Genomic DNA, 13,601 nt, shown 5'->3' on the forward strand with positions numbered 1-13,601 from the left:
GTGGCGATCAGCATCAATACCGTAAGCGGTGACGATGTACTGAATGCCGCCGAAAAGGGGCAGGATCTGGCGTTGAGTGGTAGCACCCACGAGGTGGCAGCAGGCAGTACGGTGACCGTGAAATTTGCAGGTCATCAATATACGACTACGGTCGACGGCGACGGCAAGTGGGCGGTGACGGTTCCGGCGGCGGATATGTCTGGGCTTTACGACGGACAGCGTAACGTCGAGGTGAGCGTAACCACGCAAACCGGTAACAGCGCGCAAGCGGGCCGCGAGATCCTGGTCGATACCGTGGCACCGAGCCTGACCATCGATAACCTAACGCAAGACAACGTGCTGAATGCCAAAGAAGCGGGCAGTGACCAGCTGATCAGCGGCAGCAGCACGGCGCAAGCGGGCCAAGAAGTGACGGTTAGCCTGAACGGTAAGGACTATAAGACCACCGTCAATGCGCAAGGTCATTGGCAGGTCACCGTGCCGGCAGCGGATCTGCAAGCGCTCAGCGATGGACAAACCACCATCAGTGCAAGCGTTACGGATAAGGCGGGTAACGGTATTGACGCCAGCCATAATGTCCAAGTGGATCTGCAAGCACCGGTGATCACCGTCGATAAGGTGGCGGGTGACGATGTCATCAACGTCACCGAGCATGCACAGGCACAGATTATCAGTGGCAGTGCGACCGGAGGCGAAGCCGGTAATAACGTGGTGGTGACCCTCGCGGGCAAAACCTACAGCACGGTACTGGATGCCGCAGGCAACTGGAGTGTCGGTGTCCCGGCCTCAGTTATTGCGGGTCTGCAAGACGGTAGCGTCAGTATTGCGGTCACCGTGACGGACAGTGCGGGCAATGTCGGAAGCACCACCCACGATATTAAGGTGGACACAGGACTGCCAACCTTATCCATCAATACCATTGCTGGCGATGACATCATCAACAGCACGGAGAAAGGCCAAGATATCACTATTAGTGGCCAAGCGACCGGATTAACCTCGGGCGCGACAGTCACCATTAACCTTAACGGTCAGCACTATACCGCCACCGTTGATGATAAAGGACAGTGGAGCACCGTGGTACCTGCCGCCGATGTGGCGAATCTGGGTGAAGCGATCTACTCCGTCAGCGCGTCAGCGACCAATGATGTAGGGAACAGTGCTAGCACAACCCACACCATCACTGTTGGTGGGGAAGCACCGACCATTACCATCAATACCGTTGCTGGCAATGATGTGATCAACGCTAGCGAGCTGGCCGCAGGGCAAACCCTGAGCGGTAAAGTCAGTGGTGCGGCGGCGGGCGATACCGTGACCGTTCAACTGGGCGGTAAGACTTACACCGCGACCGTGGCGAAGGATCTAACCTGGAGCGTTAAGGTACCGAGTGACGATCTGACCGCGATGGGCAACGGTGCCTTGACGGTTGATGCGTCGGTCACCAATAAAACCGGTAATACCGGTCATAGCGAGCATGCGATCAGCATCGATGCGAACTTGCCGGGCTTACGGGTCGATACCGTGGCGGGTGATGACATCGTCAACACCCTTGAGCATAACCAAAACCTGATCATCAGCGGCTCGAGCCAAGGGATCGCTGCCAACAGTGCCTTAACCGTCACCATTAACGGTAAGACCTACAGCGCGACCGTGCTGGCGGATGGGTCGTGGAGCGCGGCAGTGCCGAGCAGCGATGTTGGCGCTTGGGCGGCAGGCCCTCTACAAATCGCGGTCAGTGGCGAAAGCAGTGCCGGTAACCCGGTGGCTATCCTGCACCCCGTCACCGTCGATCTAGCCGAAGTGGCGATCAGCATCAATACCGTCAGCGGTGACGATATGCTGAATGCGGCCGAAAAAGGGCAGGATCTGGCATTAAGCGGTAGCACCCACGAGGTGGCAGCAGGCAGCACGGTGACCGTGACATTTGCAGGTCATCAATACAGCACTACAGTGGATAGTAAGGGCAACTGGGCGGTAACCGTTCCGGCGGCGGATATGTCTGGGCTTTACGATGGCATACGCAATGTCGAGGTGAGCGTCACCACGCCAACCGGTAACAGCGCGCAAGCGGGCCGCGAGATCCTGGTCGATACCGTGGCACCGAGCCTGACCATCGATAACCTAACGCAAGACAATGTGCTGAATGCCAAAGAAGCGGGCAGCGACCAGCTGATCAGCGGCAGCAGCACGGCGCAAGCGGGCCAAGAAGTGACGGTTAGCCTGAACGGTAAGGACTATAAGACCACCGTCGATGCGCAAGGTCATTGGCAGGTCAGCGTGCCGGCAGCGGATCTGCAAGCGCTCAGCGATGGACAAACTACCATCAGTGCAAGCGTTGCGGATAAGGCGGGTAACGGTATTGACGCCAGCCATACTGTCCAAGTGGATCTGCACGCGCCAGTGATCACCTTCGATAAGGTCGCCGGTGACGACATTATTAGTTTTGCAGAACATTCCCAAGCACAGATTATCAGTGGCAGTGCGACCGGTGGCGAAGCGGGTAATAACGTGGTGGTGACCCTCGCGGGTAAAACCTATACCACGGTACTGGATGCCGCAGGCAACTGGAGTGTTGGGGTACCTGCCTCGGTGATCGCCGGTTTACAAGATGGCACGGTAAGCATCACGGCCACGGTCACGGATAGTGCGGGGAACGTTGGTCAGCAAAGTCATGAAGTCGTGGTTAATTCAGCCGAAGTGGGCTTAACCCTTGATACCGTCGCACAGGATGATGTGATTAATGCTACAGAGGCGGGACAAGCTCTGACGGTGCAAGGGGGCAGTACGCAGTTTGCCACGGGCACAACGGTAACGGTTACCCTTAACCAGAAACAGTACACCGCGACGATCGATGCTAAAGGGCATTGGCAGCTAGAGGTTCCGGCGGCAGATGTTGCGGCGCTGAAAGATGCCAGTAACTATCTAGTCAGCGTAGCGGCAGCTGACAGTGCAGGAAATAGCGCGCAGGCCTCGCATTCAATTACGGTCGATACCACGGCACCGGTAATCAGTATTAATACTGTTGCGGGGGATGATGTGCTTAATGCTGCCGAGCAACAACAGCCGCTGGTGTTAAGTGGCAGTACTACGGCGCAGGCGGGCCAGACGGTTACGGTGACCTTAGGCAGCCATAGCTACACCACTACAGTGAAGGCTGATGGATCTTGGCAGTTATCGGTAGCGAGTGATGATTTACAAGGACTTGCTCAAGGCGTAAACCCCGTCAGCGTGTCCGTCTCGGATGTCGCCGGGAATGAAGGTCATACCTCTCATGATTTAACCGTCGATACGCAAGCACCGACCATCACTATCGATACCGTTGCAGGCGATGACATCATCAATAGCGATGAGCAGAAAGCGGGGCAAACACTCAGCGGAACCTCGACGGCGGAAGCGGGGCAGTCAGTAACCGTGACCTTTAATGGTCACAGTTACACCACCACAGTGGATAAAGAGGGTAATTGGTCGGTTAAAGTTTCGGCTCAAGACCTCGTGGGGTTACGTGATGGTGATTACACCGTTACTGCTACAGTCAGTGATAAAGCGGGTAACCCAGGCCAAGCAAGCCATACGGTAACGCTTAATGGTGACGTGCCGACGATAACCATCGATACCTTTGCGGCAGATGACGTGGTTAATGCGGCGGAACATAGCCAACCGTTGATCGTCAGTGGTACCACCACGGCACCGGCAGGCCAACACGTCTCCATTACGTTAAATGGTAAGACTTATACTGCAGTCGTTGATGATAAAGGAAATTGGCAAGCCACGATCAGTAGTAAGGATATTACTGCTCTCGCGGATGGTGAAACTTATGCCATCCAAGCACAGGTGGCTAACAGCATCGGCAACAGTGGGTCGGTCTCCCATAGCATTAACGTTGACATTACTGCGCCGAGTATGGGCATTACCATCGATGCACTGCAAGATGATACTGGGCTGAGTGCCACAGATTTCATCACTAACGATGCCAAAGTGGTTCTGAACGGTAAATTATCGGCAGCCTTGGCGGATGATGAACATGCTCAGATCAGTCTGGACGGTGGAAAAACCTGGCAGAACCTTACCGTCACGGGTAATACCTGGACGTTTAGTGATGGGCGCACCTTAGCGGACGGATCTTGGGACTATCAAGTTCGCGTTATCGATGATGCAGGCAATGTCGGTGCGACCGCAGAGCAAAAAGTGGTTATCGATACTACGGCGCCGGATGCGGCCACGATCACGATTGATGCGATCGTTCAGGATACAGGTCTGTCGGATCATGATTTCATTACCAGTGATACGCAGCTTTCCGTGACCGGAACCTTGGGCGCAGAGCTGGGCAAATATGACCATGCACAAGTCAGCATCGATGGGGGGAAAACCTGGGTGGACGTCAGCGTCAGTGGCAAAACCTGGACTTATGTCGATAGTCGCACGTTAACCGATGGGAAATATAACTATCAAGTTAGGGTGATCGATGATGCAGGCAATATCAGTGCAACGGCAAGCCAAGTGGTTACCGTCGATACCCAAGTCCCTGATAGCTCGAAAACGATCTCCATCGATAGTATCGATCAGGATACCGGGCTGCACAGTAATGACTTTATCACCAGCGATACCTCACTCACGGTGAAAGGATCGTTAGGGGCTTCGCTGTCGGCAAATGAGTACGCGCAGATCAGCCTCGATAACGGAAAAACGTGGCAGAACGTCAATGTGGTCGGTACGCAATGGAACTATACCGATAGCCGTACGTTGACTGATGGCAACTATACCTATTGGGTACGTGTCGTTGATGCTGCCGGTAACGTAGGGGCCTTTACCCATCAACAGGTGACTATCGATACCGTTGCGCCAGACGTGGCGGAGAAAGTCACGGTTGACGATATTACTGTCGACAGTGGTTTTGATGCGCATGATTATGTAACGAATCAAACCTCGTACACCTTGGAAGGTTCGTTAGGGAAAGCTTTACAAGCTAAAGAATACGTTCAAGTCAGTATAGATGGGGGTAAAACCTGGACCAATGCGAGCGTTGACGGCACATCATGGCGCTATCAAGAGAGTCGCACCTTAACCGATGGTGTTTATAACTACCAAGTTCGGGTGATTGACGAAGCGGGTAATATCGGGTCGACCACGTCGCAGAAAGTCACGGTCGACACCACAGCCCCTGACTATGGCATTACTATTGATGGCATTAGCGATGATACCGGGCAGTCTGCCAGTGATTTCATCACTATGGATCAAACCCTGACCCTGAGAGGCACCCTTGGCAGTGCATTGGCCAGTGATGAGCGAGTGCAGATTAGTCTTGATGGCGGGCAAACCTGGGTTGATACCACGGTCACCAATAAACAGTGGACCTACAGTGATAGTCGTACCCTCGCGGATGGCGATTATCAATATCAAGTCCGCATTATTGACCAAGCAGGCAACGTTGGATCGGTCGCGGATCAAACGGTCACCGTCGATACCACCGCACCGGCAAGCCAAGGCAGTATAGTGAGTTACACCGATGATCAAGGTGAGCGTCAAGGAAACTTTGGTTCTAAGGTTGCGACCGACGATACCGCACCTGTGATTAATGGCACGCTAAGCCAAGCAGTTGGAAAAGGAGACATCGTTCAGCTATTCCGTGATGGTGTGTTAATCGGCTTAGTGACAATGACTGATTCGACACACTGGACATATCAAGATAACGGTTTATCTGATGGTAAACACAGCTATTTTGTTCGTGTGATGGATCTCGCCGGTAACTATACCGACTCTACAAGTTTTGGCCTGAAAGTGGACACGTCTGTCCCTACCACAGTCGCGACCATCAATGCGGTAACGACTTCCGATACGACGCCTATTATCAACGGGACGGTTTCGGCCACCCTAGAGCACGGTGAATATATCCAAGTCACGGTGGGCGGAAAAACTTATACCTCCGAAGAGGGGGGAGCGGTTGTTGTCGATTATGCCCATAACACTTGGTATTTGCAGGTGCCTGACAGTAGTGCATTGGCGGTTAACAGCTACGATGTTACTGCGGAAATTAAGAGTAGTGCGGGGAATGGTAATACCACAGGGTTGGCACATGGGACCTTGGTGGTGAATACCGAAAGCGTTAATACCGACTGGGCAACGGCTGCCGGTGCAGGTAATAACTCGAGCATGCTTATTGGGACGAATAGTCAAGGGTTATGGACGATCGGCGCAAATGGCCAGATTTATAATGGCACTGACCTTTCTAGCTATGACGACAACAAATTGACTAACACCCGGGGGGCCGCGCTGGTAAATATGACGGGTGCCGATGTTAACCGTAGTGGTGTACAGACCCTCTATGGGACTGAAACAGACTATGGTAACAGTACCCAGATTACCTGGACCTTCGACGGCAGTAATTATAACGGTTCACAATTAGCGATGGGCACCACCATTTATTATGGTGGAGTTATGGCCTATGACCGGACAGGGGATGGTTATCTTGATCTCGCCTACGGTGATGCGGGGATGGACTCCTTAACCTATCTGAACAACAACAAAGGTGTGTTGACGCCAGATGGGACCGGTGGTGAGAGTAGCTTCTACGGGCAGTTTGATTCCGGCCGTGAAATTTCCGGGGTCGATCTGAACAATGACGGTACGGTGGATATTGTGCAACACACTAACCGCAGTGGAAATTACACCATGACGGTTATCACTAACAAAGGCGATGGCACCTTAGCGGTGGGACAAGATGTTACCGGTGTATTTGTTGGAAATGGTGCGAACAGTAATAATGCTGCGTCCATGACCTGGGCGGATTTTAATGGCGATGGTTACATGGACCTGTATATCGCCAGCGGTTACAAAGGCAACGCGGGACTCATTTATTACAATGACGGTAAAGGAAAACTGGCCACCACCGGTACGGCGGTTGAATCAACCGGTGCAACGCAGGGGTATCTCTCTACCGCTGTCGATTGGAATGGTGATGGGCAAATGGATGTGGTGAAGTTCAGCACCTATGGTGGCGCGCAAACTGCCACGCTGTTTATCAATAATAATCATGGGGCGAGTTTCACGGCCAGCAACTTGGCCAGTAAGCTTGTCAACGTGACGGGTATTGCAGCAATGGATTATGACTGGAACGGTACCCAAGACCTGCTGGTTTCTCAGCAGAACGGCAAAGTGGTATTGATCCAGAACAATAATAAGATTGCTGATGGCACGGCCATGCATTTACGCATCGTAGACAGTGAAGGGATCAATGTTTTTTATGGAAATACTGTTAATCTATACAACTCCGCTGGTAAGTTAGTGGCCTCACAAATTATCAATGCCCAGTCAGGCGTTGGTGTGAACGACACTTCAGCTTTAGTAAGTTTCTATGGCTTAAATCCTAATGATACTTATTCGGCTCAATTAGTAAAAATTACTAATGGGAAGTCGGACAATGTCACCTGGAATAACCTCGAAGCGGGTAATGGAAAAGAGAGCTATGCCTTAACGGCGGATGCGGCAACGGGCGGTCATAGCGGTACCCTGACCGGAACAGGCTATAACGACACCTTCGTCGCAGAAGAGGGAAGTTATACCTATAACGGCGGCGGTGGCTGGACGACCCGTTCTGATCACGATAGCTGGAGCACCACCGGTGGGGTCGACGTGGTGGACTATCGTAATGCCACCGCGGGAGTCAATGTCGATCTTAGTATCTCGTCGGCACAAGACACCGGCTTCAACACATCGCGTTTAGTCAATATCGAAGGGATCAACGGCTCGGACTTCAATGATGTTATTACCGGAAGTAAAGGAGATAACCAATTCGAAGGTCGCGGCGGGAATGACACCTTTAATATCGGCAATGGGGGTCACGATACGATGCTGTATAAGTTGATCAACAGCGCTGATGCGACAGGCGGTAACGGTAGCGATGTGGTGAATGGCTTTACAGTCGGTGCCTGGGAGTCGACCGCAGACACTGATCGTATCGACCTAAGGGAGCTATTAAGTGGCTCGGGCTATACAGGGGACGGTTCAGCCAGTTACGTTGACGGCGTGGCAACCCTTGGGGCGAGTGCCGGTAATATCACCGATTACTTGCATGTTGTTCACACTGGGAGCAACACCGAGATCCAGATCGACAGAGATGGAACGGGTAGTCAGTTTGATGCCACCACGGTAGTCACTCTTAATGGGGTGCAGACTGACTTGGCAACCTTACTGGCCAATCACCAGCTGTTAGTGGTGTAGTCGCCTCTCCCCATGGGGCAACCCATGGGGACTCTTTTTCCTTTCTTACCGTCCTCGCCGAGGGGGTGCTTCGTTAACCTAGAAGTCCCCCCTCGGCGGGGACAATTATTGAGTTGTTAGAGTAGGGTTTAGTTATGAAAACGCATCCGCACTATGAGCCTTGGTTGCAGGCGATGTTGAGTGTTGCAAAATTTTATCGTCTGGATTTCTCTCAAGAACATGTCCGGATGACCATCAATCATGAAAGCCAGTCCCCCGAACAGTGGGTATTGGAAGATATGGCAAAACAACTGGGTCTTAATCTGCGAACCGTGGCGGCGGACCCTCGTCTTCTCGACCCCTGGCGATTGCCCTTGGTCGTAGAATTGAGCGAACAACAAATTGCCGTTATCACCAAAATGGATGATAGCGGCTCGCTTACCTTACAATTTAGCGGCGAACAAGGCTTAGAGACCACGCTGACGCGCGAGGAACTCGCGACACGGCTACAACGCGTTATCGTGTTACGCCCGACAGAATCGGTACGTGATGCGCGAGTCGATGACTATATTAAACCTTATGAAAAAAATTGGTTCTGGCAGCTGGCTCTAAAAGACTGGCGTCGCTACAGCGATATCATGATCGTTGCACTGGTTGCGAACGTATTGGCGCTCTCAGGCATGATTTTTTCAATGCAAATCTATGATCGTGTGGTTCCCGCACAGTCTGTGCCCACGCTGTGGGTGCTGTTTAGTGGGGTAATGATTGCCATATTATTCGAATTTACAATGCGTATGCTGCGTGTGCATATCTCGGATGTGATCGGTAAGCGCGCCGATTTACGCATTTCTGAACGAGTGTTCGCCCATGCGTTGCGCATTAAAAACGGTATGCGTTCTCGCTCGACCGGGTCATTTATCTCACAAATAAGGGAGCTGGAGTCGGTGCGTGAACTGATCACCTCGACCACCATCTCGGCCTTTTCCGATTTACCGTTCTTCTTATTCTTTGTGGCGATCTTGTGGATGATCGGTGGACCATTGGCATTTGTGGTGTTATTAGCCGTGCCACTGTTAGTGATACCGGGGTTATTGATTCAAATCCCCTTAGCCAAATTATCGGCAGAGGGCATGCGTGAGTCGGCGATCCGTAATGCCACCTTGGTTGAAGCGGTACAAGGCATTGAAGATATAAAACTCATGCGTGCGGAGCAGCGCTTTCAAAACCAGTGGAACAACACCAATGACGTGGCGGCGACGGTCGGCATGAAACAACGTTGGTTAACAGGCTTACTGATGACCTGGACACAAGAGGTCCAATCGATTGTTTATGCCGTGGTACTGCTGGTCGGCTGCTATTTAGTGATGAGTGGCGATATGACCACCGGGGCACTCGTGGGGACGTCTATTCTCGCGTCACGGACCATCGCGCCGCTCTCACAAATTTCTGGCGTATTATCGCGTTGGCAATCCGCCAAAGTCGCCCGTAAAGGACTCGATGATTTAATGCAGCGCCCGATCGACGATCCTCTGGCCAGTAAACGTGTCCATAAATCTCATCTACAAGGCCACTACCAGTTGAAAAACGTCAGTTTTTACTATGACGAAGAAGAGAAAACAGAAGTGATCAGCCTTGCGCAACTCACCATTAAACCGGGCGAGAAAATTGCGCTACTGGGACGTAACGGGTCGGGTAAAAGTACCTTACTGCAATTGCTTGCCGCCATGCAGGAACCGCAGGCGGGCAGTATCTTGTTAGACGATATCGCGCTGGCACATCTTGATCCCGCCGATGTACGGCGTGATATGCAATTATTGACGCAGCACGCACGGCTATTTTTCGGTTCGATTCGCGACAATATTACGCTAGGTAACCCGTTGGCCAGTGACGAAGAGATCCATCATGCGCTGACCCTCAGTGGCGCGATAGACTTTGTGCGCAACCAAAAATTGGGCCTGAATGCGATGGTCAATGAAGGGGGCTTTGGCATGTCAGGAGGGCAACGTCAGGCATTGTTATTGTCGCGCGCTATATTGACCTCTCCCTCGATTCTGTTATTGGACGAACCGACGGCTTCCTTGGATGAGATGAGTGAACAGCATTTTATCCACGCGTTACGCCAATGGCTTAACCCGACTAAGACCTTAGTGATAGCGACCCATCGATTGGCCGCATTGGAACTGGTGGACCGGATTATCGTGCTCGAAAACGGTAAGATTATCAAAGATGGCCCGCGCGATGCCATTCTCCAACAGAGCGGGTTAGCCCGTCCGGCTTCCCCGACGCGTCGTGTGACCTTGCGCAATACCCCCCCTTCAGAGCAGGAGGCGAACTCATGAGTGAGTTAGGCAAATTTAACAGCCGATTACGTGAACCGAAACTGCCGCGTTCGACTTTAGTGGCCTGGAGCCTTTTTGCCTTGCTCTGTGTATTTATCACCTGGGCAAGCTTCTTTCACTTAGATGAAGTGACGACCGGCAACGGTAAAGTGGTTCCCTCCTCGCACGAACAAGTCATTCAATCACTAGAAGGCGGGATTGTGCATAAATTATTTGTGAAGGAAGGGGATATTGTTGAGCAAGGTCAACCGCTTGCCCAATTAGATCGAACTAAAACGCAATATAGTGTGATGGAGAGTGAATCTAGGCTGAATGCCGCGCTGGCGACGGCGGCGCGGTTGAATGCTGAAGTCAATGGCACACCTTTGACCTTTCCTCCAGAGATCATGAATGACAGTGGCTTGATTAAACAAGAAACCGCGCTGTATGAATCACGACGCGCCAGTTTAACGAAGGGGTTAGCGGGATTACGCGAAGGGGTGGTGTTAGTGCAACGGGAACTGACCATGACGCAGCCTTTGGTGAAACTGGGTGCGGCCAGCAACGTGGAAGTCCTACGCTTGCAGCGGCAGAAAAACGATCTCGAAAGTAAGATTACCGAGATGCAAAACCAGTATTACGTGAAAGCCCGTGAAGAGTTAGCGAAAGCCAATGAAGAAATTGAAGCGCAACGATCGGTCACGCGTGGGCGGGAAGACTCACTCACTCGCTTAACCTTTAATGCCCCCTTACGTGGCATTGTTAAAGATATTGATGTGACCACCGTAGGCGGCGTTATTCCACCCAATGGTAAGTTGATGACCTTGGTGCCGCTTGATGATCAAATGGTTATCGAAGCAAAAATCTCTCCCCGTGATGTGGCCTTTATTCATCCAGGCCAGAAAGCGATGGTAAAAATTACCGCTTATGATTACTCGATTTTTGGCGGATTACCGGGAGAGGTCACCATGATATCGCCCGATACGATTCAAGATGAGGTGAAACGCGATATTTTCTACTATCGCGTCTATATCCGTACGTCTAGCAATCATCTTGAAAATCGAGACCATAAGCAGTTCCCCATTTTTCCAGGGATGATTGCGACGGTCGATATCAAAACGGGTCATAAAACCGTGCTGCAATACTTAATTAAGCCTCTCAACAAGGCGAGAGAAGCGTTGCGCGAACGCTAAAACCTCCCAGGTCAGGTAAAAGGATTTACCTGACCGCCGTTGAAGATTTTCTTCTTATCACGGTAGTCTTGATTTAGGTCAAAAAATATCCATTTTGGCCAGTGTTATGTTGCCGACTTTAATTTTTTGTTATATTTTTACGCAAAATTTCACCTTTCTTTACGAATTGTTATTATACAGAGTCGAGTATGCCATCAAGGACGAAGACCTCTTTTTATACTGCAAAAATGATCACCGCCGGTTTGACAGGTTTCACCTCATTAGTTCACGCCGCTCCCTTTATCGACCAGCAACAGCAACATATCCAGACGCAGCAATCGGCAAAAGAAGCACAGTTAACCCCGGCAGCACCCGATATCTCTCTCGATAAGTCGCTACCCAAAAATGTCGAAGGCCCCTTTGTTCAGGAAAGTCCCTGCTTTGTTATAAAAAAAGTGAACCTGACTGGAACCGATTCCTTGCCTTGGTGGTTCAGGGCCAAGTCGATAGTGAATCAGGGGGTGGGGCACTGTCTTGGGGTGCAAGGGATCAATCAATTGATGGGGCGCTTACAAAACCGGTTAATTACCCATGGATGGGTGACGTCGCGGGTGTTGGTCCCCGCCCAAGATCTCAGTCAGGGTGAATTAACCCTGTCGATCGTCGCGGGGACGTTGGGCCAAGTTCGTTACACGTCAGGGTCTGACTCGCGTGCAGTACTGGGGAGTTCAGTGCCCGCCTCCTCTGAAAAATTATTGGACCTGCGCGATATCGAGCAAGGGCTGGAAAACCAACAGCGACTGCCCACTGTTGAGGACTCGATGGAAATTGTCCCGGGTGAGAAAGAAGGTGAGAGTGATGTGGTCATTACCCGTAGACAGTCGAAAATATGGCGTGTCAACCTTTGGGCCGACGACTCTGGAACCAAAAGTACCGGCCGCACGCAAGTCGGTGGGATGCTCGCCCTAGATAATCCTTTTGCACTGAGCGATTTACTCTACCTCTCTGCCAGCCATGATATTGGGTTTAAAGGGCATAAGCAGAGTAAAAATATCAATGGTCACTACTCGGTCCCGCTGGGTTACTGGTTGCTTGAGGTCACGGGCGGTGAATATGACTATGTCCAAAATGTAGCCGGGTATAACGGTGATATTCGCTACTCCGGTAAAAGTAAGAATCTTAATGTTGGCGTGAGTCGCGTTATCCAGCGTAACGCCAGCGGTAAAACCACATTACGCAGTAATTTGCTGATCCGTGAATTACAAAACTATATCGATCGTAGCGAAATCGAGGTACAACACCGGCGGACCAGTGCTTGGCAATTAGGCCTTGACCATCGGCATTATTTCGGCCCAATCACCCTTAATGGCAGTGTTAATTATCAACATGGAACGCGTTGGTTCGGCGCATTACCGGCCTACGAAGAGCACTATGAAGCGGGTTATCGCGCAACCGCGAAAAGTAAAATTTTCACCTGGAATCTTGGGATGGATTGGCCGTTTCAGGTGGCCGACCAGAACTTCCGCTACCAATTTACCTATCTTCGCCAACAGAGTTCTACGCCGTTAACCTCTCCCGATCAATTAGCGATTGGTAACCGTTGGACAGTTCGCGGATTTAACGGCGAACGAACGCTAAGCGCCAGCCATGGCTGGTATGTGCAAAACACACTTGCCTGGCAGACGCCGCTCCCAAATCAAGAACTCTATCTCGGCGCGGACTACGGTGAAGTGGGTGGACGCAGTGATGGTTCGACGCTGATTGGTCGACATTTAGCGGGAAGTGTTATTGGGGTGCGTGGCGCCTTGTCGAGCATGGGGGTGGGGTATGATCTCTTTGCCGGAACGCCATTGGCTAAGCCGAAGGGGTTCAAGACTGACAGGGTGACCTTTGGGTTTAGCCTTAATTGGCAGTATTAATA

4 protein-coding genes and 1 pseudogene are annotated in these 13,601 nt (G+C 51.7%); all 5 read left to right on the forward strand.

What is annotated here, in order from left to right; genetic code table 11:
* Positions 1-5,769 (forward strand): annotated as a pseudogene (locus tag BMX14_RS13455) (Ig-like domain-containing protein); the annotation flags it as partial.
* Positions 5,770-6,486: 717 nt separating this feature from the next.
* Positions 6,487-8,211 (forward strand): FG-GAP-like repeat-containing protein, encoded by a 1,725-nt coding sequence (locus BMX14_RS17170; RefSeq protein WP_456238915.1) that lies wholly within the window; start codon positions 6,487-6,489, stop codon positions 8,209-8,211.
* 134 nt (positions 8,212-8,345) lie between these two features.
* On the forward strand, positions 8,346-10,529 hold the full coding sequence (locus BMX14_RS13460) for a type I secretion system permease/ATPase (protein ID WP_092677626.1): 2,184 nt from the start codon (positions 8,346-8,348) through the stop codon (positions 10,527-10,529).
* Positions 10,526-11,701 carry an HlyD family type I secretion periplasmic adaptor subunit gene (locus BMX14_RS13465; RefSeq protein ID WP_092677627.1) on the forward strand — a complete coding sequence of 392 codons (1,176 nt, stop codon included), beginning with the start codon at positions 10,526-10,528 and terminating at the stop codon, positions 11,699-11,701. Before BMX14_RS13460 ends, BMX14_RS13465 begins: the two co-directional genes overlap by 4 nt.
* A 188-nt stretch (positions 11,702-11,889) precedes the next feature.
* Positions 11,890-13,599 carry a ShlB/FhaC/HecB family hemolysin secretion/activation protein gene (locus tag BMX14_RS13470; RefSeq protein ID WP_177173161.1) on the forward strand — a complete coding sequence of 570 codons (1,710 nt, stop codon included), beginning with the start codon at positions 11,890-11,892 and terminating at the stop codon, positions 13,597-13,599.
* Positions 13,600-13,601: the final 2 nt, after the last annotated feature.

It is taken from the genome of Rosenbergiella nectarea (assembly GCF_900111105.1).
Lineage (GTDB): Bacteria > Pseudomonadota > Gammaproteobacteria > Enterobacterales > Enterobacteriaceae > Rosenbergiella > Rosenbergiella nectarea.

Coding starts and splice junctions, on each gene's coding strand:
- BMX14_RS17170 (WP_456238915.1), top strand. CDS start 6,487: ATGGACTCCTTAACCTATCTGAACAACAACAAAGGTGTGTTGACGCCA.
- BMX14_RS13465 (WP_092677627.1), top strand. CDS start 10,526: ATGAGTGAGTTAGGCAAATTTAACAGCCGATTACGTGAACCGAAACTG.
- BMX14_RS13470 (WP_177173161.1), top strand. CDS start 11,890: ATGCCATCAAGGACGAAGACCTCTTTTTATACTGCAAAAATGATCACC.
- BMX14_RS13460 (WP_092677626.1), top strand. CDS start 8,346: ATGAAAACGCATCCGCACTATGAGCCTTGGTTGCAGGCGATGTTGAGT.